21 protein-coding genes and 1 riboswitch are annotated in these 22,801 nt (G+C 67.1%); of the genes, 3 read left to right on the plus strand and 18 right to left on the minus strand.

Annotation, left to right across the window (positions count from 1 at the left end):
* Positions 1-78: 78 nt before the first annotated feature.
* The 12 genes from QRM96_RS12310 to QRM96_RS12365 form a co-directional block, all read right to left on the minus strand.
* On the minus strand, positions 79-405 hold the full coding sequence (locus QRM96_RS12310; protein ID WP_018759992.1) for a DUF2469 domain-containing protein: 327 nt from the start codon (positions 403-405) through the stop codon (positions 79-81).
* Positions 406-453: 48 nt separating this feature from the next.
* On the minus strand, positions 454-1,242 hold the full coding sequence (gene rnhB, locus QRM96_RS12315; protein ID WP_285319849.1) for a ribonuclease HII: 789 nt from the start codon (positions 1,240-1,242) through the stop codon (positions 454-456).
* Positions 1,243-1,244: 2 nt separating this feature from the next.
* Positions 1,245-2,072, minus strand: a complete 828-nt coding sequence (gene lepB / locus QRM96_RS12320; protein ID WP_018759994.1) for a signal peptidase I — start codon at positions 2,070-2,072, stop codon at positions 1,245-1,247.
* Complete coding sequence (gene lepB, locus QRM96_RS12325; protein ID WP_285319851.1) at positions 2,073-2,750, minus strand: signal peptidase I; 678 nt, start codon at positions 2,748-2,750, stop codon at positions 2,073-2,075.
* 84 nt (positions 2,751-2,834) lie between these two features.
* Positions 2,835-3,194: a 50S ribosomal protein L19 gene (gene rplS, locus QRM96_RS12330; RefSeq protein WP_018759996.1), complete on the minus strand. Its 360-nt coding sequence runs from the start codon at positions 3,192-3,194 to the stop codon at positions 2,835-2,837.
* Positions 3,195-3,438: 244 nt separating this feature from the next.
* Positions 3,439-4,251 (minus strand): tRNA (guanosine(37)-N1)-methyltransferase TrmD, encoded by an 813-nt coding sequence (gene trmD, locus QRM96_RS12335; RefSeq protein ID WP_133830842.1) that lies wholly within the window; start codon positions 4,249-4,251, stop codon positions 3,439-3,441.
* A complete protein-coding gene (gene rimM / locus QRM96_RS12340; protein ID WP_133830843.1) occupies positions 4,252-4,797 on the minus strand; it encodes a ribosome maturation factor RimM in 546 nt (181 codons plus the stop codon).
* A gap of 119 nt (positions 4,798-4,916) precedes the next feature.
* Complete coding sequence (locus tag QRM96_RS12345) at positions 4,917-5,159, minus strand: RNA-binding protein (RefSeq protein WP_018759999.1); 243 nt, start codon at positions 5,157-5,159, stop codon at positions 4,917-4,919.
* Position 5,160: 1 nt separating this feature from the next.
* The gene (rpsP, locus tag QRM96_RS12350; RefSeq protein WP_018760000.1) at positions 5,161-5,583 is read right to left on the minus strand and encodes a 30S ribosomal protein S16; all 423 of its coding nucleotides are present in this window, start codon (positions 5,581-5,583) and stop codon (positions 5,161-5,163) included.
* A 219-nt stretch (positions 5,584-5,802) separates the two neighbouring features.
* On the minus strand, positions 5,803-6,258 hold the full coding sequence (locus QRM96_RS12355) for a hypothetical protein (RefSeq protein ID WP_285319854.1): 456 nt from the start codon (positions 6,256-6,258) through the stop codon (positions 5,803-5,805).
* 162 nt (positions 6,259-6,420) lie between these two features.
* Positions 6,421-7,296: a VOC family protein gene (locus QRM96_RS12360; protein WP_285319856.1), complete on the minus strand. Its 876-nt coding sequence runs from the start codon at positions 7,294-7,296 to the stop codon at positions 6,421-6,423.
* A 100-nt stretch (positions 7,297-7,396) separates the two neighbouring features.
* Positions 7,397-8,479: an amidohydrolase family protein gene (locus tag QRM96_RS12365; RefSeq protein WP_018760003.1), complete on the minus strand. Its 1,083-nt coding sequence runs from the start codon at positions 8,477-8,479 to the stop codon at positions 7,397-7,399.
* Between the two features lie 80 nt (positions 8,480-8,559).
* Positions 8,560-8,667: riboswitch (TPP riboswitch) on the plus strand.
* Between QRM96_RS12365 and thiC the strand changes: the two genes are divergently transcribed.
* Positions 8,663-10,513: a phosphomethylpyrimidine synthase ThiC gene (gene thiC / locus QRM96_RS12370; RefSeq protein ID WP_109044999.1), complete on the plus strand. Its 1,851-nt coding sequence runs from the start codon at positions 8,663-8,665 to the stop codon at positions 10,511-10,513. It overlaps the preceding riboswitch by 5 nt.
* Here the strand turns inward: thiC and QRM96_RS12375 are convergent.
* Entirely contained in the window at positions 10,510-11,244 is a 735-nt protein-coding gene (locus tag QRM96_RS12375) for an alpha/beta hydrolase (protein WP_018760005.1), read from the minus strand. The genes thiC and QRM96_RS12375 overlap by 4 nt on opposite strands.
* Positions 11,245-11,286: 42 nt before the next feature.
* Positions 11,287-12,870 (minus strand): signal recognition particle protein, encoded by a 1,584-nt coding sequence (gene ffh / locus QRM96_RS12380; protein ID WP_285319859.1) that lies wholly within the window; start codon positions 12,868-12,870, stop codon positions 11,287-11,289.
* A gap of 84 nt (positions 12,871-12,954) precedes the next feature.
* Here ffh and QRM96_RS12385 point away from each other — a divergent pair, with 84 nt between their 5' ends.
* Positions 12,955-14,373 carry a glucose-6-phosphate dehydrogenase gene (locus QRM96_RS12385; protein ID WP_285319860.1) on the plus strand — a complete coding sequence of 473 codons (1,419 nt, stop codon included), beginning with the start codon at positions 12,955-12,957 and terminating at the stop codon, positions 14,371-14,373.
* Positions 14,374-14,485: 112 nt separating this feature from the next.
* Here the strand turns inward: QRM96_RS12385 and QRM96_RS12390 are convergent, their stop codons facing one another.
* Positions 14,486-14,824 (minus strand): P-II family nitrogen regulator, encoded by a 339-nt coding sequence (locus tag QRM96_RS12390; protein WP_018760008.1) that lies wholly within the window; start codon positions 14,822-14,824, stop codon positions 14,486-14,488.
* Positions 14,821-16,176: an ammonium transporter gene (locus tag QRM96_RS12395; protein WP_018760009.1), complete on the minus strand. Its 1,356-nt coding sequence runs from the start codon at positions 16,174-16,176 to the stop codon at positions 14,821-14,823. The genes QRM96_RS12390 and QRM96_RS12395 overlap by 4 nt, the downstream gene beginning before the upstream one ends.
* Positions 16,177-16,401: 225 nt before the next feature.
* On the opposite strand from QRM96_RS12395, the gene QRM96_RS12400 reads away from it, so the two are divergent.
* Positions 16,402-17,643: an MFS transporter gene (locus QRM96_RS12400; RefSeq protein WP_285319862.1), complete on the plus strand. Its 1,242-nt coding sequence runs from the start codon at positions 16,402-16,404 to the stop codon at positions 17,641-17,643.
* A 64-nt stretch (positions 17,644-17,707) separates the two neighbouring features.
* Here QRM96_RS12400 and ftsY read toward each other — a convergent pair whose 3' ends face one another.
* Positions 17,708-18,913 carry a signal recognition particle-docking protein FtsY gene (gene ftsY / locus QRM96_RS12405; protein WP_285319864.1) on the minus strand — a complete coding sequence of 402 codons (1,206 nt, stop codon included), beginning with the start codon at positions 18,911-18,913 and terminating at the stop codon, positions 17,708-17,710.
* 83 nt (positions 18,914-18,996) lie between these two features.
* A complete protein-coding gene (smc, locus tag QRM96_RS12410; protein WP_285319866.1) occupies positions 18,997-22,584 on the minus strand; it encodes a chromosome segregation protein SMC in 3,588 nt (1,195 codons plus the stop codon).
* Positions 22,585-22,801: the final 217 nt, after the last annotated feature.

Here is a 22,801-nt window from a genome sequence, read left to right on the forward strand (position 1 = left end):
GGCGAACCGCTGCAGGGTACAGAAGGGCCCTGCCGTATGTGGACAGGGCCTTTCTGTGGAGGAAGAGTCGGAGCGCTGCTAGTTGCCCAGGTCCACGTCCTTGGGCAGGGCCAGCTCCTCGTTGCGCGGCAGTTCCTCGACGTTGACATCCTTGAAGGTCAGGACCCTGACGCTCTTGACGAAGCGCGCTGAGCGGTAAACGTCCCAGACCCAGGCGTCCTGGAGGGTCAGGTCGAAGTAGACCTCGCCGTCGGCGCTGCGGGCCTGCAGGTCCACGTGGTTGGCGAGGTAGAAACGCCGCTCGGTCTCGACAACGTAGGTGAACAGGCCGACGACGTCGCGGTATTCACGGTAGAGCTGAAGCTCCATGTCGGTTTCATAGTTCTCAAGATCCTCGGCACTCATGCTTCCATCTTGCACCATGTCCGGGGGCGCCGGCGCCGGGAGCAGGACTCAGGCTTCGTCCCGCGGGTCTTCGTCAGGAGATTCGGTGCCCTGCAACTCGCCGCCAAGCAGCCGCCAACTGACCCGGTGGTAGGGAGTCGGTCCGGCTGCGCGCAGGACATCACGGTGGGCTGCGGTGGCGTAACCCTTGTTGATGTCCCAGCCGTAATCCGGGTACTCGAGGTGCAATTCGCGCATCATCCGGTCACGCTCCACTTTGGCGATGACGCTCGCTGCGGCCACACTCAGGCACTGCATGTCCGCTTTGACCTTGGTGTGGACGGGCGCTTCACAGGCGGCTTCCACCACCGGCTGGTCGAACAAGGAAAGCTGCTCTGCCGGGGAAAGCCAGTTGTGGCTTCCATCCAGCAGCACCGCTTCCGGAATGACTCCGGCTCCCAGGATGGCCCCCCAGGCACGGGTTCCTGCCAGCCGCAGGGCTGCAATGATGCCGAGCGAATCGATCTCGGCGGCGGTCGCATGGCCAACCGCCGACGCAACGCTCCACCGCCGCACCAACGGTTCCAGCCGCTCGCGCTCGGCCGGGCTGAGGAGCTTGCTGTCCCGCACGCCCGCCAGCGGTTTTTGGCGCTCCAGGTCCACGACAGCAATTCCCACGCTGACCGGCCCGGCAAGCGCACCGCGGCCCACCTCGTCAACGCCGGCCAGGAGCCGCACGCCCTGGGCCTTGAACGTACGCTCGTGCCGCAAGGTGGGCGCCTTGGCCCCGCGCGCCGGCGTGGCTCCGACGCTTCTGCGCGGCGCTGCTGCGGGGACGGTGCGGGTGGCGGACGGCATGGTCAGCGGGCCGCCGGGACGTTGCGGAACACGTCCGGGTAGTTGTCCAGGGTCTTGATCCGGTTCAGCGGCCACGCTATGACGGCGGCCTTGCCCTCAAGGTCCTTGAGGTCGATGAAGCCGCCGTCGTTTTCCATGTGTGACCGGGAATCCGCCGAATGGTTACGGTTATCGCCCATCACCCACACTTTGCCCTCCGGAACGGTGACGTCAAAGTTACGGACCTGCGGGACTTCGGCGGGGTTGATGTAGGTCTCGTCCACGGCTGTTCCGTTGATGGTCAGTTTACCGCCGGCGTCGCAGCACACCACGTGGTCGCCGGGCAGCCCGATGACCCGCTTGACCAGGTGCTGGTCGGTGTTGTCGGGCAGCAACCCCACAAACGTCAGGCCGTCCTGGACCCAGGTGAACGGCCCCTGGGTTTTTGCTGCTGTTGGCGGCAGCCAGCCCTTGGTGTCGCGGAACACCACCACGTCCCCTCGGCTGAGCGCAAACGGCTCCGGGACGAGGAGATTGACGAAGATCCGGTCGTCCACATCAAGGGTGTTCACCATGGACTCGGACGGGATGAAGAACGCCCGGAAGAGGAAAGTCTTGATGAGGAAGGACAGCACAACGGCGATGACCACGACGGTGGCAATCTCCTTGAGCCACCCGAGCAAAGGGTTGCCCGTGGCCTTTCCGGCCGGTTTGGAGCGGGAGCCGCCCTTCCGGTGGGAGTTCGTGCCGGCCTCGGGACTGTCGCCCGGCTCTGCGGGGGTTGGAACGGCCTGGTTCCCTGCGGCGCCGTCATGGCGCGGTTCAGGATTCCGCGCTGGGTTCTCGGGCATTTACCGTCCGTTCTGTGTTGTCGGCCCCACCACTGGCGGCCGCTCTACTGGAGCAAATCTATCAAGGGGCCACAGGATCTGGACCGGCCGGCCGATGACGCGCTCCAGCGGGACCATGCCGCCTCCTGGAGCTCCCAGCAGGCTGCGCGAATCGGCGGATACCGACCGGTGGTCCCCCATCAGCCACAACCTGCCCTCGGGGACCACCGAGTTGAACTTCTGCGTGCTCGGGACCTCTCCGGGAAAGATGTACGGCTCATCCAGCGGTACCCCGTTCACGGTGACCTTGCCGCCCGCGTCGCAGCAGACCACCGTATCGCCCGGGAGGCCTATGACCCGCTTGACGTAGGTGGTGTCGCTCCCGGTGAGGCCCAGCCACTGGGCGAGGCCGCCCACTGCGTCCATCAGCGGACCCCTGCCGCTGTTCAGGGGCGCGAACGTACCGCGTCCGTCAAAGACGACGATGTCCCCGCGCCTGATGGGGTCGGCCTGGAAATCGGTGCGCGAGACCAGGATCCGGTCACCGCCTTGGAGTAGCGGCTCCATGGACTCGGAGGGAATGTAGTAGACATCGATCCACAAGGAGCGCACCACGCCGCTGATGGTGACGGCAAGGACCAGGGCCAGGAACACAAAACGCCAGCCCATGGTGCGGGGCTGGCGTTTTGTCTGGTGCATGGTCCGTATCCTGGCGCTGGTGGATTGCTCCGGCGCTGGCCGGTCACGGCCGCGTCCCAGCCGAGTGGCAAGTCCGAAAGGAACTTACTTGCCGGTGGCGAAGTCGCGCTTTTCCTTGATCTTCGCAGCCTTACCGCGCAGTGCGCGCATGTAGTAAAGCTTGGCGCGACGGACGTCACCCTTGGTAACGACCTCGATCTTTTCGATGATCGGGGAGTGCACCGGGAAGGTACGCTCCACGCCGACACCAAAGGAAACCTTGCGGACGGTGAAGGTTTCGCGGACGCCATCGCCCTGGCGGCCCAGGACGAAGCCCTGGAACACCTGGACGCGGGAGTTCTTGCCTTCGATGATGTTCACGTGGACCTTGAGGGTATCGCCCGCGCGGAATTCGGGAACATCGTTGCGCAGCGAAGCTGCATCGAGGGAATCGAGAATATGCATGGTTGCACTCCTGGTGAACGCCACAGGTCATTCACTTTGGGTCACGGCAGGCAGGTCCGGCCGCCGAAAAGCGGGCCGGATTGTTGCCGCCGAAGTAAAGGGGTCCGGCCGCTTCAATGGTTGTTGAGGCCGGTTGTCCGGCTGTTGGCCGCGCTACCCCCTGTGGCAGGTGCGGACCCAGCAGACACAAAGACCAATTTTGCCACAGTGCAGGGGTTACGCCAACTCGGGTCCGGCGCGGAAGCTATTCCTGTACCCCCGGCCCGGCGTCCGGGCGGCGGGCCAACCTCCCGGCCACGATGTCATACCCCAGGTCGTGCAGTTCGGTACGGTCGGCACGCGGAAGATTGCCGGCGTCGAACGCCTCCAGGAGGTCCGGGCGGCGTTCGGCCGTCCTCCGGTATTGCTCGTGCCGGCGCCACTGCGCGATCTTGCCGTGGTTTCCGCTGAGCAGGACCGCGGGGACCTCGCGGTCCCGCCACACGGACGGCTTGGTGTAGACCGGATATTCCAGCAGGCCGTCGGAGTGGGACTCCTCAACCAAGGACTCAGGGTTGCCCACCACACCCGGCAGGAGCCTGCCGATGGCCTCGACCATGGCCAGGACAGCGACTTCCCCGCCGTTGAGCACGTAGTCGCCAAGGCTTACGGGGCGGACGGTGAAGTGCTCCTGCGCCCACTCGATGACGCGCTCGTCGATGCCTTCATAGCGGCCACAGGCGAAAGCAAGGTGCTCTTCCTCTGCCAGTTCATAAGCCAGAGCCTGCGTGAACCTCTCGCCGGCGGGAGATGGAACGATCAGGACAGGTTTGTGCTGCGGATCGGGACGGCCCTGGGCCACCGCTGAGAGGGCCTGCGCCCACGGTTCGGGCTTCATGACCATCCCCGCGCCTCCGCCGTACGGAGTGTCGTCCACGGAACGGTGCTTGTCAGTGGTGAAGCTGCGGAGGTCGTGGACATGCAGGTCCAGGATCCCGTCCTGGCGGGCCTTGCCGATCAGTGAGAGCTCCAGCGGGGCAAGGTATTCGGGAAAGATGCTGACGACGTCGATCCGCATCTATTCCCGGCCTTCGGGTTCCGGGGATGCGGCGTCGCCGGCGTTCAGTTCAAAGAGGCCGTCCGGCGGGGTGAGCAGGACGAAGCCCTCCTCAAGGTTGACCTCGGGCACAATCTGCTCCACGAAGGGGACCAGGATCTCTTCGCCCGCCGGGGTGGTCACGGTCAACAGGTCCTGGACGGGCATGGTGGCCAGGGCTGTCACCTTTCCCACCACCTGTGAGCCGACCCGCGCCTGGAGGCCGACGAGTTCGTGCTCGTACCAGCCTTCGTCGTCATCTTCCTCGAGTTCTTCCGTCTCGATGAAGAGCTTGGCGCCGCGGAGGGTTTCGGCCTGGTTCCGGTCCTTCACTTCCGCGAAGCCCAGGAGCAGGATGTCCTTGTTCCAGCGCGCACTGTCCAGCGTCAAGGGCCCGGACGCGGCGGGTTCAACGACGAACTCCGTGCCGGGGACAAACCTGTCGTCGGGGGCATCGGTCAGCACCTGGACCGTGACTTCCCCGCGAATGCCGTGCGGCTTGCCGATCCGCGCCACCTGAAGCTGCATCTCTTCCTCTGTTCCGGGTTGTGGTTGGTGTGGGGTGAAACCACTGTGTTGATCAAAGCAGTCCGGCCCCTCCACCAGGTGGTGGAGGGGCCGGAGCAGAACTAAGTGTTGCCGAGCGCTCAGCGGCGGCGGTCGGTATCGACGACGTCGACCCTGACCGGTTCGCCGCCGGCCAGTGCTGCCACCACGGTGCGCAGTGCGCGTGCGGTGCGGCCCTGGCGGCCAATCACCCGTCCGAGGTCATCCTGGTGAACCCGCACTTCGAGGGTGTCCCCGCGGCGGTTGTTCTTCGAACTGACCTTGACGTCGTCCGGGGAATCAACGATTCCACGGACCAGGTGCTCCAGCGCTTCTGCCAGCAATCTACTCAGCCTCGGTGGTCTCAGCTTCGGCGTCGGCCGGGGCCTCGGCAGCGTCAGACTTGGAGGCCTTCTTGGTGATGGCTTCCGGGATGATGACCGAGCCCTTCTCCGGCGCTACGAAGGCGTCCTTCGCGACCTTGGTCTTGAGGGTGCCTTCCTGGCCCGGGAGGCCCTTGAACTTCTGCCAGTCACCGGTGATCTTCAGGATGGCGGCAACCTGCTCGGACGGCTGGGCGCCGACGGACAGCCAGTACTGGGCACGCTCGGAGTTGACCTCGATGAACGAGGGCTCTTCGGTGGGGTGGTACTTGCCGATCTCCTCGATGGCGCGGCCGTCACGCTTGGTGCGTGAGTCCGCGACGACGATGCGGTAGTACGGGGCGCGCATCTTGCCGAAGCGCTTAAGGCGAATCTTTACGGCCACTTTTGTGGTCACTCCTGTTTCAGAAAAGGGGTGAACCCGGCGTTCTGCACCCGTGGGGCGGGCCGTACTTGCGGGTTCGAAGGACAGGATCCGGACGCGGAGAGAGGGGCCACGCAGATCGAGTACCTGTTTATTGTGCCAGATCAGCGAACTTATTTCGACTCGACGTCGCCGCGCTTCGCGCCGGCGCCGGCCGCGGGATGGGCCCTGCGGCGCCGGTCAGGCGGACCAGACGTACAGCCCGGTCCGCTCGGCGTCGTCCAGCCCGGCCGCGAGCCTGGCGAGCTGCTCCACGTAGGTCCGGGCCTGGGCCGCGCCGAAAGGCATGTCGTCCTGCGCGGCCCACTGCTCGGCGACGTCTTCGAGGACGTTGCCCTCGCCTTCGGTCTCGTAGGACAGGAGGTCGGCCAGCGCACGGACCATGGCAGGCGGAACTGCAAGAAGGGAGTCGCTGGCGACATCCACCATGGTCAGCTCATAGTCGGCACCACCGGCGTGGACAGCAGTCCCGGCGACGTCGCCGAGCTGTTCGATTTCGAAGTCGCTGACTCCCTCGATCCGCACGGCCTGGCTGCCAGGACCGACGTTCGCCGCGGGCGCGCTCCCTGCATCAAGGAGGCCGGCGCGTTTGAGCGCGGCGTCATGGGTGGCAACAAAGATCTCGGTGAAGCCCATGGCTGTTTGCCCTTCTTCCGTTGGCGGAACTGCGCGCCGGGCGCTGCCCGCGTCCCGGCCGTACTGAATCAGCCTAGTAGCTGGGGACCGGCAGGGGCACGCGCCGGGCCGGGCCGCACAGGACAGTTCTCGGCGCTGGCCGGCCTCCGCCGGCAGCGCAGCTCAGCGGACGGCCACCCGCAGCCGGTTGCGCCACGGATCCTCGAACCGGAGTTCGGCGCCGGTGTGGTGCGCGGTCACTCCGGCGACCTTGAGGCGGTCAGCCAAGGCGCCGACGTCGTCCCCTGAAGGAACTTCGATGAGGACTTCGCCCAGCCCAAGGGTGTCCTTGCGGGGGCCGGCCCCGCGGCTGTTCCAGACGTTCATCGCCATGTGGTGGTGGTACCGCCCGGCGGAAACGAACAACGCCTGCCCGTGCCAGCCCGCCGTCTTTTCGAAACCGAGGGTGCCCACGTAGAAGTCGCGCGCCGTCTGGACGTCTCCCACCTGGAGGTGGACGTGCCCCACGCCTGCGGCCGTCACGCGCTGGCCCTCAAGCGATTCCTCGGTGAGGTGCTGCTCCAGGTAGCGCTGCGGGGGCAGGGCGAGGCTGTCCATCACCACGTCCGTCCCGTTCCAGGACCAACTGCTGCGTGGCCGGTCCCAGTACAGTTCGATGCCGTTGCCTTCCGGATCGGTGAAGTAGAAGGCTTCGCTGACCAGGTGGTCGGCGCTGCCGGTGAAGGACATCGGCTCGTATTGGGCCGCGGTGGCGATGGTGGCGGCAAGGGAGGCCTGGTCTTCAAACAGCAGCGCGGTGTGGAAGAGTCCGGCCTCTCCCCTGCCGGGCAGGTTCAGCCCGGGGGCCGGAGCCAGGTGGACCAGGGGGCGGCCAAGGCGGCCCAGGTACAGTCCGCCGTCCTGCTCGGCCACCACCTCCAGGCCGAGTGCGCGCTGGTAGTAGTCGGTCATGACCTTCATGTCCCCCACTTTGAGCATCACCGTGCCCATGGCGAGGTCGGCAGGAAGCAGGTCCTGGCTGTTGGCTGATGCGGTCATTGGAGGCTCCTTGGATTGGCGGCCGTCCCGATGGCGGCCTGTCACTTCTTAAAATTACTTGAAGCTTCAATTTATTCCAAGTCCCGGGCGCCACGTTGGGTCAACGGATAATGCGGCCGCCCAGCACGACGTGTTCCAGCCTGCCGATGGTCTCCGGGACCGCCCGTGGATCCTCACGACAGACGATCACATCGGCGCGTGCGCCTTCTTCCAGGCCGTCCGCTCCGAGCCAGCGGCGGGCTGCCCAGCACGCTGCATCCAGCGCTGCAGTCATCGGCAGGCCCGCACCGTGCAGGGCGAGGATTTCGTCCGCGATGCGGCCGTGGCCGATGACGCTGCCGGCGTCTGTTCCGGCGAAGATGCGCACCCCCGCTGCGTGGGCCTCGGCCACGCGCTCCAGCCTCCGCTCCCAGAGGGACCGCATGTGGGCTGCGTACCGTGGAAACTTCGGCTCCGCTTGGGCGGCAATGTCCGGGAAGGTGGCGATGTTGATGAGGGTGGGCACGATCGGCACGCCCTGCCCGGCGAACCGGGGCAGGTGCCGTGGCAGCAGCCCGGTGGCGTGCTCGATGCAGTCGATGCCGGCGTCGAGCATCTGGTCCAGGGTGTCTTCGGCGAAGCAGTGGGCCGTCACCCGGGCACCTTCGTCGTGTGCAGCCTGGACCGCGTCGCGGACGACGGCGGCAGGAAAGGACGGCGCCAGGTCACCGGCGCCCCGGTCGATCCAGTCCCCCACCAGTTTGACCCAGCCGTCCCCGTCCCGGGCCTGCTTGCGCACGGCCTCAACGAGGTCCTCGGGTTCGACCTCGTGGGCGAAACCGCGCAGGTAGCGCCGGGTCCGGGCAATGTGCCGGCCGGCGCGGATCAACACCGGGAAGTCCGTGCCGCCCTGCATCCAGCGCGTATCGGCGGGCGAACCCGCATCACGGACCAGGAGGGTTCCGGCGTTGAGGTCCGCAAGCGCCTGTTCCTGCGCTACGGCGGCCTCCACCGGACCGGCCGGCCCCAGCCCGATATGGCAATGGGCGTCCACGAAGCCCGGCAATACCCAGCCGTCGAGTACCCGGTCGGGTGGCTGTGCGGGCCGGCGGAACGTGAGCTTGCCGCCCACGGACCAGAGTCCCTGCCGCAGGCTGTCCGGTGCAGCCAGGACGGGTCCGCGAAAGTGAATTATTCCTGCCATCCGGGCATCCTTTCGTTGCCCGGTCAGGCTAGCATCATCGATTGTTACAACGGGCTTCCGAAGGGCTGTGGTAGCTTCGTTGCTGACCACACGGGTGCCCCTGCAGGGGCTGAGATCGGGCTGCCGCAGCCTGCGACCGTTGAACCTGTCCGGGTAATGCCGGCGAAGGAAGTGAGTATTCCCTTGAGTACACAAAACACCCAGTTGAACCCTGCCCTGGTGCCGTCCGGTTCCGATGCGGCCAACGGTCCCGGCACCGGATCCAGTGGCGAATCCCAAGTGCGGGTGACGCAGTCGCTGAAGTCGCATTCACTGGCTTACATCGACGACGCCGGTTCCGGCATCCGGGTCCCGGTCACCGAGATCGCGCTGGAGCCATCACCCAACGGGCAGCCGAACGCACCTTTCCGGACCTACCGGACGGCCGGACCGGGAAGCGACCCCGTCCGCGGCCTGGAGCCCTTCCGTGCCGAATGGATCGTGGCGCGCGGGGACACCGAGGCCTACACCGGCAGGGAACGCAACCTGCTCGACGACGGCCGCTCGGCCGTGCGCCGGGGCGCTGCCTCCGCGGAGTGGAAGGGCGCCCGGCCGGTGCCCCGCCGCGCCGTCGACGGCCATACGGTGACCCAGATGCACTACGCCCGGCAGGGCACCATCACGCAGGAAATGCGTTTCGTGGCGCTGCGGGAAAACTGCGACGTGGAACTGGTCAGGAGCGAGGTAGCCGCCGGTCGGGCCATCATCCCGAACAACATCAACCACCCTGAGTCCGAGCCCATGATCATCGGCAAGGCGTTCCTGGTGAAAATCAACGCCAACATCGGTAATTCTGCCGTGACGAGCTCCATCGCCGAAGAGGTGGACAAGCTGCAGTGGGCCACCCAATGGGGTGCCGACACGGTGATGGACCTGTCCACGGGGGACGACATCCACACCACCAGGGAATGGATCATCCGCAACTCCCCTGTCCCGATCGGAACGGTTCCGATCTACCAGGCACTGGAAAAGGTCAACGGCGAAGCCAACGCGCTGACCTGGGAAATCTTCCGGGACACCGTCATTGAGCAGTGCGAGCAAGGTGTGGACTACATGACCATCCACGCCGGTGTCCTGCTGCGGTATGTCCCGCTCACCGCCAACCGGGTGACGGGCATCGTCTCGCGCGGTGGTTCCATTATGGCCGGCTGGTGCCTGGCCCACCACCAGGAGAACTTCCTGTACACGCATTTTGACGAACTTTGCGAAATCTTCGCGAAGTACGACGTCGCGTTCTCCCTGGGGGACGGGTTGCGGCCCGGTTCCACGGCGGACGCCAACGACGCGGCGCAGTTCGCTGAACTGGATACGCTGGCCGAGCTGACGCAGCGCGCGTGGGAGTACGACGTCCAGGTGATGGTCGAAGGCCCCGGGCACGTGCCGTTCCACCTGGTCCGGGAAAACGTGGAGCGGCAGCAGGAGCTGTGCAAGGGTGCGCCGTTCTACACACTCGGTCCGCTGGTGACCGATGTCGCGCCCGGCTACGACCACATCACCTCGGCAATCGGGGCCACCGAAATCGCACGGTACGGCACCGCCATGCTCTGCTACGTCACGCCCAAGGAACACCTGGGCCTGCCCAACAAAGACGACGTGAAGACCGGCGTCATCACGTACAAGATTGCGGCCCATGCAGCGGACCTGGCCAAGGGCCACCCGGGGGCGCGCGAGCGGGACGATGCTTTGTCCAAGGCCCGGTTCGAATTCCGCTGGCGCGACCAGTTCGCGCTGTCGCTGGACCCGGAGACGGCGGAATCGTTCCACGATGAGACGTTGCCGGCCGAGCCCGCCAAGACAGCGCACTTCTGCTCCATGTGCGGACCCAAGTTCTGCTCGATGCGGATCAGCCAGGACATCCGGAATGAATACGGCTCGGCTGAGGCGCAGGCGGCGCTCACTGAGGCGGCGTCGGGGATGCGGGCGAAGAGCCAGGAGTTCCTGGCCGCCGGCGGCAAGGTCTACCTTCCGGAGTTGCAGGTGCCCGCCGGCAGCTAGGAGGCCCGGGCCGGCTCGCTGCGGCTGACCTCGCCGATGAACTGCCTGATGGTCCGGTCGCCTTCCACCGAATCATGGGGCCGGTGCCCGCCCGCGGCAACGCGGTGCAGGGCACCGGTCTCCCGCAGGTAACCGGCAATCTCCTCGTACAGCGGCTCCCAGCCCCCGGTCAGGACCAGAGTGGGGACCCCGGGAACAATATGCAGGGGCGCTTCCCACGACGGGACCTGGAGCCGCAGCCGGCGCGCGGACCGTTTCTCCTCCGCGGTGGCAGGCTGCTGCAGGTCCGTGGCATAGACCCGCCGGACGAACTCCCGTTGGAAGTCCTCGTCACTGAGCTGGTGGCGGACCTCGAGAAGCGGCTTCATCAGGCTGATGTGTGCCGCCGTGGCCGGCAGCTCCGCGGTCAGGGAGAGGCACGCCGGTTCCACCAGGGTCAGGGAGTAGACGAGGTCGGGGCGTTCGACGGCCGCCATCATGGCAGGAATGGCTCCCTGGGAGTGCGCCACCACGTGTCCGCCGGCGGCGCCGCGGCCATCATCGGCCAGGGACCGCAGCACGATGGCAGTGTCCTCCGCAAATGATGATTCCACCGGCTCCGCGACGGCGTCATAGCCCTGCCTGCGAAGGAACAGGGCGTCGAAGGACAGCGCCATGCCGTGCTGGCGGGGCCACGCGGCGGCGCCGAAAGCACCGGCGCCGTGCACGAAAACTACCCGCTGCTTGAACATGACCCAACCCTATTCCACGGCACCGACATCCGTGGGGAACCGCTACTTGCCCAGGAACTTGTCGAAGCCCTTGGGGAGGTTCAACTGCGACGGATCGAAGTCGCCGCCCTGCTGGCCGAAAGCGGTACCGGTGGGCAGCGCCTTGCCCGCATTGGCGCGCCGGGCCTCGGCCTCCTTGCGTTCCTGCGCAGCCTTGGCCGGATTGCCGGACTTCGCCTTCTTCTTCGGCGCGTTCTTGGCGTTCTTCCGCGCACCCCCACCGGCACCGGGCATACCCGGCATCCCGGGCATTCCCGGCATGCCGCCCTGGGCCATCTTCTTCATCATCTTCTGGGCCTGCGCAAAGCGTTCCAGCAGGCCGTTGACCTCGGAAACGTGGACGCCGGAGCCGCGGGCGATGCGCGCCCGGCGGGAGCCGTTGATGATCTTCGGGGCGAGGCGCTCGTGCGGCGTCATGGACCGGACGATTGCCTCGACGCGGTCGATTTCGCGCTCGTCGAACTGCTCCAGCTGCTGCCGGATGTTCTGCGCGCCCGGCATCATCATGAGCATCTTCTTCATGGAGCCCATGTTGCGGATCTGCTGCATTTGGGCGAGGAAGTCCTCGAGGGTGAAGTCTTCCTGGTCGGCGAACTTCTTCGCCATCCGGGCTGCTTCGTCTTTGTCCCAGGACTTCTCGGCCTGCTCAATGAGGGTGAGGATGTCGCCCATGTCCAGGATGCGCGAGGCCATCCGGTCCGGGTGGAAGAGTTCGAAGTCGTCCAGGCCTTCGCCGGTGGAGGCGAACATGACCGGCTTCCCGGTCACCGAGGCGACCGACAGTGCGGCACCGCCGCGCGCATCGCCGTCGAGCTTGGACAACACGATGCCGGTGAAGTTGACGCCCTCATCGAAGGCGAGGGCCGTGTTGACCGCGTCCTGGCCGATCATGGAGTCGATCACGAAGAGGACTTCGTTCGGGACGATGGCGCGGCGGATCTGGCGGGCCTGCTCCATCATGTCCGCGTCGACGCCCAGGCGGCCGGCGGTGTCCACGATCACGACGTCGTGCAGGGTGCGCTTGGCTTCCTCGACGCCGGCACGGGCGACGGCGACCGGGTCACCGGCAGGGTGGTCCAGCTCGGTGGACGTGGCGCCGGGGTGCGGGGCGAAAACGGGCACGTTGGCGCGCTGGCCCACCACCTGGAGCTGGGTGACGGCGTTGGGGCGCTGGAGGTCGCAGGCCACCAGCATGGGGCTGTGGCCCTGGGCCTTCAGCCACTTGGACAGCTTGCCGGCCAGGGTGGTCTTGCCTGCACCCTGGAGGCCGGCCAGCATGATGATGGTGGGGCCGCTCTTGGCCAGCCGGATCCTGCGGGTTTCGCCGCCCAGGATCTCCACGAGTTCCTCGTTGACGATCTTGACGATCTGCTGGCTGGGATTCAGGGCAGCCGAGACCTCGGCGCCGAGCGCACGTTCGCGGACCTTCCCGGTGAACTCGCGGACCACCGGAACGGCGACGTCTGCGTCCAGCAGGGCACGGCGGATCTCGCGGACCGTGGCATCGACATCGGCCTCGGTGAGGCGGCCCTTGCCGCGGAGATTTTTGAAGGTTGCTGTCAACCGGTCAGAGAGTGAATTGAACACGCGCCGTGAACTTCTTTCAAGAGATGATCGGGACTCGACTACCTAGGGTATCAAGTCAGCCACGTCAGATGGCATGCTGGCAAAATGACGAGCCAAACATCTGTGCAGACCTTGCTCATCCTCGGCGCCTCCGGCGACCTCACCGGCCGGCTCCTCCTTCCCGGCCTTGCCCGGCTGGCGGCGGCGGGCCGGGCGGAAGGACTCCGGCTGGTAGGTGCCGGATCGGATCCCTGGACCAAGGAACAGTGGCAGGACCGGGTCCGCTCGTCCTTCGCCGCCGCAGCCGGCGCGGCGGACGGCCCGGGGAAGGAAGCCCTCGAAGCACTGCAGCAGGAAACGGCGTACCACCAGGTGGATGTCACGGCCAAGGATGCCCTGGCGTCCCTGCTGGCAGGGCTCAAGGGCCCTGTGGCCGTCTACTTTGCACTTCCGCCCCGCATCAGCCAGCAGGCCTGCGAGACACTCCAGCCGGAGGAGGTTCCCGAGGGCACCCGGCTGGTCATGGAGAAGCCGTTCGGTTCCAGCGAGGAGTCGGCGCGCTCCTTGAACCGTACGCTCGCCCGACTGGTTCCGGAGGACCACATCCACCGCGTGGACCACTTCCTGGGCAAGGCGACAGTGCTTAACATCCTGGGCCTGCGGTTTGCCAACAACTTCCTGGAGCCGGTGTGGAACCGGCAGCACGTGGAGAAAGTGGAGATCTTCTTCGATGAGGACCTTGCCCTTGAGGGCCGGGCCCGCTACTACGACGGTGCCGGCGCGCTCCGCGACATGATCCAGAGCCACTTGCTGGAGGTCATGGCCCTCATGGCCATCGAACCTCCAGCCACTATCGGCGAGCGCGACCTCCGCGACGCGGTATCCAGCGTGCTGCGGGCCAGCAGCGTCCGTACACCGTTCACCGGCACTACCCGCCGGGCGCGCTATACGGCGGGATCGATTGCAGGGAAGGCCGTCCCCGACTACGCAAAGGAGGCGGGGGTGGATCCCGGCCGAGGAACGGAGACGCTTGCGGAGATCCAGGTGGACATCGACAACTGGCGCTGGCGGGGAGTGCCGTTCATCCTGCGTTCCGGAAAGGCGCTGGGCGACAAGCGCAAGGAGGCGGTGGTCACCTTCCTTCCCGTACCCCACCTGCCGCGGGGATTCACGGGGGTGGACTCCCCCAACCAGCTGCGGATCGGGTTTGGTCCGGACACGCTGGAGTTCGACGTCGACGTCAACGGCCCGGGGAACATTTTCAGCCTGGGCCGGGTCACCTTGGAGGCGGAGTTGAGTGCCTCAGACCTGCTGCCGTACGGGGAGGTGCTGGAGGGCGTCCTGACCGGAGACCCGTTGCTGTCTGTCCGCGGCGATACCGCGGAGGACTGCTGGCGGATCGTGGAGCCGGTGCTCACGGCGTGGGCGAAGGGTGAGGTCCCCTTGGAGGAGTACGACGCCGGTTCGGCCGGCCCGGCATCGTGGCCCACCAACCGCGAAACGGGCGCGGGCGGCGGCGACTGATAAGGGAAGGGCACCAGCACACGAAACAGCACAGCGGGCGGGAACCTTTCGGTTCCCGCCCGCTGTGCTGTTTCGTTCTGTCGTTCCTGGCCCCAGGGCCGGTGTGGCCTGCCTAGATGGCGGCTACTCCGCGTTCCCCGGTCCGGACGCGCACTGCTTCATGGACGTCGATGGTCCAGACCTTGCCGTCCCCGGCCCGGCCGGTGTTGGAGCTGGCGATGATCACGTCCAGGATGTCGTCTGACTGTTCGTCGGTGGCCAGGACTTCAACGCGGATCTTGGGAAGCAGGTCCACATTGTATTCGGCTCCTCGGTACACCTCGGTGTAGCCGCGCTGGCGTCCATATCCGCTGGCCGCGCTGACGGTGAGTCCTTGGACCCCGTAAGCTTCCAGTCCTTCCCGGATGGTTTCGAGCTTTTCCGGCCTGACGATTGCAGTGATCAGTTTCATGCCCCCACACTTTCCTTGCCTGTTGCCGGCTGTGCCTGCTGTGCTCCGGCTGCGGATTCCCGGCTTTCCGCCTGGGTCTTGCCCGTCACCATGTCGTGCAGCGGCTGGAAGCTGCCACCGTGGCCGCCGACGCCGAACTCGTAGGCGGTCTCGGCGTGCAGGCTGAGGTCTGCGCCGGCGATTTCCTGGTGCTCGGAGATGCGGAAGCCCATGGTCTTGTGGATGGGGTAGGCGATGATCAGGGTCATCACCGCGGTGAAGGCGATGGAGAGCAGCGCTGCCAGGACCTGTGCCACCAGCTGGGTGGCGCCGCCGCCGTAGAACAGGCCGGCAGCCCCCTGGTCCGGGGTGGCGAGGAAGCCGATGGCAACGGTGCCGATGACACCTGCAACGAGGTGGACGCCCACAACATCCAGGGAGTCGTCATAACCGAGCTTGAACTTCAGCCCGACCGCCAGGGCAGAGGCGATACCGGCGACGACGCCCAGGGCAATCGCGCCGAGCGGGGAGACGTTGGCGCAGGCCGGGGTGATGGCGACGAGGCCGGCCACCACGCCTGAAGCAGCGCCGAGCGAGGTGGGGTGTCCGTCCCGGATGCGTTCCACAGCGAGCCAGCCAAGCATCGCGGCGGCCGGGGCTGCCAGGGTGTTGATCCAGATCAGGCCGGCCTGTTCGACGGTGGCGGCGGCGCCGGCGTTGAAGCCGAACCAGCCGAACCACAGGATGGCTGCGCCGAGCATGACGAACGGGATGTTGTGCGGGCGGTGGTTGGGGTCCTTGCCGAAGCCCTTCCGGTTACCAATGATCAGCACCAGCACCAGGCCGGCAACACCGGCGTTGATGTGCACCACGGTGCCTCCGGCGAAGTCGATGACCGGAGCGAAGGTCTGGCCGAACCAGCCGTCCTTGGAGAACAGGCCGCCGCCCCACACCATGAAGGCCAGCGGCGCGTAGACCAGCGTGGCCCAGATCGGCGTGAAGATCACCCAGGCCGAGAACTTTGCGCGGTCCGCGACGGCGCCGGAGATCAGGGCGACGGTGATGATCGCGAACGTTGCGGCGTAGCCCACCTTCAGCAGGTCCGCCGGATCCGTGAAGTTGTGCAGGCCGAAGTGGCTGAACGGGTTGGCGAAGATCTGGAAGAAGTTGTCCTCGTTGCTCGTGGACATGGAGGCGCCCCACAGCACCCACGTGATGCCGACCGTTCCGATGGCGACGAAGCTCATCATCATCATGTTCAGTGCCGACTTGGCGCGCGTCATGCCGCCATAAAAGAATGCCAGGCCCGGGGTCATGAACAGCACGAGTGCTGCCGCAACCAGGAGCCAAACGAGACCTGCGGTGAGTTCCATGGCCTACGTCCTCTCTTGCTTTCGGTGCGGACTTGTCCGCCTGCCAACGCCTTTTTGCGTCCTGTAATGAGTTTGTGGGTGGCGTGTTTCGGCCGCGGAGGATTTAGATTGCGGGCCTGTTACAACAACCTCTAGGAAGTAAATGGTGCATATCCGCCTTGTTACGGTTATGTTTCCGCACCCGCGCAGCCACCCGGCTCCCTTTCCAGCAAGGACTTCAGCACCATGACGGCACCACCCCCGGTAAACGGCGCCACCGCAAGGATTTGGGCCCGCCTGAGGCCGCAACGGGAGAAGCTTCCGCGGGACATCAAGGTGATGCTTGCCGCAGCGTTCCTCATCGCGCTGGGATTCGGCCTTGTTGCCCCCGTATTGCCGCAATTCGCAACAACCTTTGGGGTAGGAAACACCGAGGCCGCCGTCATTGTGGCGATCTTCGCGTTCATGCGCCTTGCTTTCGCCCCTGCCGGGGGTGCGCTGATCGGCAAACGCGGCGAACGCCCCGTTTACGTCGCAGGCCTGTTGATCGTGGCGCTGTCCACTGCGGCGTGCGCGTTCGCCCAGGACTACTGGCAGCTCCTGCTGTTCCGCGGCCTGGGCGGCGCCGGCTCGGTAATGTTCACCGTTGCCTCGATGGCCCTGGTGATCCGGTTGGCGCCCCCGGAAAGCAGGGGCCGGGTGTCGGGCGCCTATGCGTCGGCGTTCCTGATCGGAAACGTCTGCGGCCCGATCGTGGGCGGGCTGCTGGCGGGGTTGGGCCTGCGGGTCCCGTTCCTGGCGTACGCGGGGGCCCTGCTCGTGGCAGCCTTCGTGGTGCAGACCCAGTTGAGCCATCAGCGCCGTGGCACCGGCGAGGCCCGGGAACGCGCACCGGACATGCGTTTCGGCGATGCCCTGTCAACCGGAACCTACCGGTCGGCGCTCCTGTCCAGCTTCGCGAACGGTTGGGCAACCTTTGGCGTCCGGATGGCAACCGTGCCGCTGTTCGCCGCGGCCGCTTTTGGGGCGGGGCCGCAGGCGGCAGGCCTGGCGCTGGCCGTGTTCGCGGCCGGGAACGCGGCCGCCCTGGCCTTCTCGGGCCGGCTCGCTGATTCCCTGGGGCGCAAGCCCATGATGATTTCCGGGCTGCTGGTGGCCGGCCTGTCAACCGCGTCGATCGGTATCACCCACGATCTGCCCTGGTTCCTCGCGGCGTCGACGCTGGCCGGCGTCGGATCCGGTCTTTTCGGTCCTGCGCAGCAGGCCGCCGTGGCGGACGTGATCGGCAACGGGCGTTCCGGCGGCAAGGTGCTGGCCGCCTACCAGATGACGTCCGACGTCGGGGCGATCGTGGGACCGGTCGTGGCGGGCCTGCTGGCGGACGGCCTGGGTTTCGGCTGGGCGTTCGCGGTCACCGGCGCCATGCTGCTGCTGGCGGCCGGCGGCTGGTTGCCCACCCGGGAAACCCTCCGGGTTAAACCCAACTGACTCGCATTTGTTGTCGTTGTGAGCCCTCAAAACGACAACAAATGCGAGCCAGCGGGGCGGGCAGCTAGTTCAGCAGGGCTTCAACAAAGCTTTCGGTATCGAACGGGGCGAGGTCGTCGGCGCCTTCGCCCAGGCCCACGAGTTTGACGGGCACGCCGAGCGCCCGCTGGATGGCGACGACGATGCCGCCCTTGGCTGTTCCATCCAGTTTGGTCAGCACGATGCCGGTGATGTTGACCACCTCGGAGAAGACCCTGGCCTGGTTCAGGCCGTTCTGGCCGGTGGTGGCGTCCAGCACCAGCAGGACCTCGTCCACCTCGGCCAGCTTCTCCACCACGCGCTTGACCTTGCCCAGTTCGTCCATCAGGCCCACCTTGTTCTGCAGGCGCCCGGCGGTATCGATCATGACGACGTCGACTTCCTGCTCGATGCCTGCCTTCACCGCTTCGTAGGCGACCGACGCAGGATCGGCGCCGTCGATGTCGGACTTCACGGTGGGAACGCCCACCCGCTGGCCCCAGGTTGCCAACTGCTCGGCGGCGGCGGCCCGGAAGGTGTCCGCTGCGCCGAGCAGGACGTCCTTGTCCTCGGCCACCAGGACCCGCGCGAGCTTGCCTACGGTGGTGGTCTTTCCGACGCCGTTGACGCCCACCACCATCATGACGGCGGGCTTGTCCGCATGCCGCTCCACGTTCAGGCTGCGGTCCATGGTGGGGTCGACCAGTTTGATGAGTTCTTCGCGGAGCATGGCTTTGACGTGTTCGGGGGTCCTGGTGCCCAGGACCTTGACCCGCTCGCGGAGTGCATCCACCAGCTGCATGGTGGGTTCGGTGCCCAGGTCAGCGAGCAGGAGTGTTTCCTCCACCTCGTCCCAAACGCTCTCGTCGATCCGGTCGCTGGACAGCAGTGCCAGCAGGCCCTTGCCCATGATGTTGTTGGAGCGGACCAGCCGTTCCCGCAGCCGGGTAAGGCGCCCTGCGACCGGCAGAGGTGTTTCGACCGGAATGGTTTCGAGTCCGGCGGCATCGTCCGGGACGGTGGTGGTGTCGACAACGTCGGTGCCGGCACCGCCGGGGGTCCCGCGTTCGATGGTTCCGGTGCTGTCATCCACTGCCGTGCCGCCCCCGGAGCGGACCTCGGGATCGTTCGCGTCCCGGGTGTCCGGGTAGCGGGTGATGTTCCTCCGCGTCTTGATCAGGACCGGGATCAGCGCGCCGATGACCACCACGGCAGCAAGGATGGACAGGACAATGGGAAGGATGTCATTCACTCCCCTAGCTTCTCATACAGGGTCCGCCCGGTCCGGGCCCCCGGCGGGGCGCCTGACCTGCTCCGATGCCGGAGGTGTGGCTGCTATACCTCGGCCCCGAGCCGCTGGCTGATGACGGTGGAGACGCCGTCGCCCCTCATGGTGACGCCGTAGAGCGCGTCCGCCACTTCCATGGTCCGCTTTTGGTGGGTGATGACGATCAGCTGGCTGGACTCCCGGAGCTCCTCGAAGATGGTGATCAGGCGCCCCAGGTTGGTGTCGTCCAGCGCCGCCTCCACCTCGTCCATGACGTAGAACGGGGACGGCCGGGCCTTGAAAATGGCCACCAACAGGGCCACCGCGGTGAGTGAGCGTTCGCCGCCGGAGAGCAGGGAGAGCCGCTTGATCTTCTTGCCGGCCGGACGGGCCTCCACGTCAATGCCGGTGGTCAGCATGTCGGCGGGGTCGGTGAGGACCAGGCGCCCCTCGCCGCCGGGGAACAGCCGCTCGAAGACCCTGACGAACTGGGCCTGGGTGTCCTCGAAGGCTTCCGCGAACACCCGTTGCACCCGGTCATCCACCTCTTTGATGATATCGAGCAGGTCCCGGCGGGACGCTTTGAGGTCTTCCAGCTGGGTGCTGAGGAACTGGTGCCGCTCCTCCAGCGCCGCGAATTCCTCCAGCGCCAGCGGGTTGACCTTGCCCAGGCTTGCGAGGTCCCGTTCGGCCCTCCGCAGCCGCTTCTCCTGTTCCTGCCGCACGTAGGGTTTGCCTTCGCGGATCTCCTCGCCACCGGCATCGACAGGGGCACGAAGGGCAGCCCATTTGTCGCCGGACTCTTCCGCCGGGACCGGCACGGGGACGTGCGGTCCGAACTCCGCGACCAAGGCCTCCGGCGTGATGCCCAGTTCGTCCACGGAACGGGTTTCCACCGCCTCGATCCTGGCCCGCTGCTGGGCCCGGGCAAGTTCGTCGCGGTGCACATTGTCTGTGAGGTCCGCCAGTTCGCGGGCCAGGGCGTCGTTGGATTCCCGGATGTCCCGGAGCCCGCGGTCCCGCAGCTCCCGGTTCTCCTCTGCGAGGTCGCGTTCGTGCCGGGCGAGCTCGACGGAGACATCCACATAGCCAAGGGCCATCTCCACGCCCGCGGAAACGGCTGCGGCCCGCCGGGCCTGGATGCGGCGGCGCCGCGCGCGGTCGGCCGCTTCCTCCCGTGCCCGGCGCTCCGTGGCGGCCGCGCGTTCCAGGGAGGCTGCCCGGTTGCCGGTGGCTGCCAGTTGCTCCTCGGCGCTGCGCAGGGACAACCGTGCTTCAACCTCGGCGGCGCGGGCGGCCGACGCGGCTCCCGCCAGCTCATCGCGGTGTTCGGTGGAGGGTTCCTGCTCGACGGGAGCTTCCTGGGCCGCCGCGAGCCGGGCGGTGATGGCTGCGAGCGCCTCTTCCTCGGCGGCCACGTTCTCTTCGGCGCGGGCCAGGGAGGCTGCCAGTCGGTCGCTTTCTCCGACGGCGCTGCGCAGGACCGAATTGAGGTGCCCCAGGCGTTCGGCAACGGCGGCGAGCCGGGCATCGGATTCATGCAGCCGGTCCAGGGCAGCGTCCGCGGCCTCCTGCGCCGCGGCGCGCCGGGCCTCGGCGGCGGCCAGGGCGAACCTGTTCCGCTCCAGGTCCGCCGTCACGGCCGACAGCTCACGCCCGGCGTCGTCCACGGCCGCCTGAACCTCCAGGAGGGATGGTGCTTTGGCCGATCCGCCAGTGGCCGAGACGGCGGTGAACACGTCGCCCTCCCGGGTGACGGCCGTCAGGCCGGGCTGCGAGGCCACGAGCGCCGCCGCCGCATCCATGCCGGGGACGACGACGGTTCCGGACAGCAGGTGCCGTACCAGGGAGACCTCCACCGCCGGGCCGTCCACCAGTCCGGCAGCCCACCGGGCCTCGCCGGGAAGCTCCAGGTCCGGGGCGTCCTGTGGCTGGTCCACGTCCGCGGACGCCAGGAGGAGGGCCGCGCGGCCGCCGTCGTCGTCTTTTAGGGCCTGCAGGACCGCGGCCGCCGTGCCGGCGTCGTGGACGAGGACAGCATCCGACGCCTGCCCCAGTGCAGCAGCGATCGCGGCCTCGAACCCGGCGTGCACGGTGAGTGCGGCGGCGAGGCTGCCCCGGATGCCCGGAAGACCGGACTCCAGCGCGTGCCGGGCGCCGTCTTTGCGGTCAAGGCCGAGTTTCAGGGCGTCCAGGCGCGCGACGAGGGCATCGCGTTTGCGAATTCCTTCGTTGACTGCGGTCTTGAGGCCGGCGATGTCGCCCAGCACCGCATCGAGCACGTCACTGGCGGCCTCGTACTCGGCGTCGAGGGACTCCTCTCCCTCCTCCACTCCCGCCACCTGGTTTTCCAGGGCCGTGAATTCGGATTGTGCCTTCGCGCGCCGTTCGGTGCCGGCAGCAAGGGATTCGCGGAGCCGGCCCAGCTCCGCCTGGGCCGACTCCACCCGGGACCGTGCCGCTGCGACCTGCCCGGCGAGGCGCGCCAGGCCTTCCCGGCGGTCAGCGGCCGCCCTCAACTGCGCGGTGAGCCGCTGGTCCTCGGCGCGCGCAGCCTGTTCGGCGTCGGCCTTCGCCGTGCTTGCGGCGTCCAGGACTCCGCGACGGCGCACGATGTCCGCTTCGAGTTCGGCCACCTCCTGCCGCACCCGCGCGGCTTGGCGTTCCAGTTGTTCCGGGTCCCGCCCGGACGGTGCCGGGGCGTCGTCGGAGCCCAGCAGGCGGCTCCGTTCGGTGGCCAGGGTACCCAAGGAACGGAGCCGTTCCCGGGCGGTGGAGAGCCGGTACCAGGTGTCGCGGGCAGCGTTGAGCCGGGGGGTGGCCTCCGCTGCAAGCTGTTCCAGCGCGGCCTGCTGCCTGCGGCCGGCTTCAAGTTCCTGTTCGACGGCGTTCCTCCGGGCCTTGAGCGCGGCTTCGTCGGCCACGTCCTGTTCCAGGGCCTGCTGGAGCTGGACAAGGTCATCGGCCAGGAGGCGTGCCCGGGCGTCCCGGACATCGAACTGGACACGCTGGGCGCGGCGGGCCACTTCCGCCTGCTTGCCAAGCGGCGTGAGCTGGCGCCGGATCTCCCCTGTGAGGTCCGTCAGCCGCTGGAGGTTGGCCTGCATCGCCTCCAGTTTGCGGACCGTCCGCTCCTTGCGCCGCCGGTGCTTGAGGATGCCGGCCGCCTCTTCGATAAATCCGCGCCGGTCCTCCGGGGTGGCGTGCAGGACCCGGTCCAGCTGCCCTTGGCCCACAATGACGTGCATTTCCCGGCCCAGCCCGGAATCGGACAACAATTCCTGGATGTCCAGCAACCGGCAACCGGCTCCGTTGATGGCGTACTCGGAACCTCCCGTCCGGAACAGGGTCCGCGAAATGGTCACTTCGCTGTATTCGATGGGCAGGGCGCCGTCGGTGTTGTCGATGGTCAGCGAGACGTGGGCGCGTCCCAGCGGCGGCCGGCCGGACGTCCCGGCGAAGATAACGTCCTCCATCTTGCCGCCGCGAAGCGTCTTGGCCCCTTGCTCGCCCATCACCCAGGCCAGGGCATCAACCACGTTGGACTTGCCGGAGCCGTTGGGACCCACGACGGCGGTGACGCCGGGTTCGAAGTCGAAGGTGGTGGCCGACGCAAAGGACTTGAACCCCCGGACGGTGAGGCTTTTGAGGTGCAAGGCTTTCCTGGTCTCCTGGCGGGGGTAGGGAACGATGCTGGAACCGGCTCCCTATAATCTACTGCGCAGGAGCGACATTTCCCGTCCAGCACTCCGCGGCCGGCGGCGGCGCCCCCGGCCAATATGCATGATCGGGCGCAGCAAAGGCATAGTTAAGCTCTTGGGCCTGCACTGATGTGGGTACAGTCACCGCGTGGCTGCAGGACAAAAACGAAGA

The organism is Pseudarthrobacter sp. lyk4-40-TYG-27 (genome assembly GCF_030209295.1).
GTDB lineage: Bacteria > Actinomycetota > Actinomycetes > Actinomycetales > Micrococcaceae > Arthrobacter.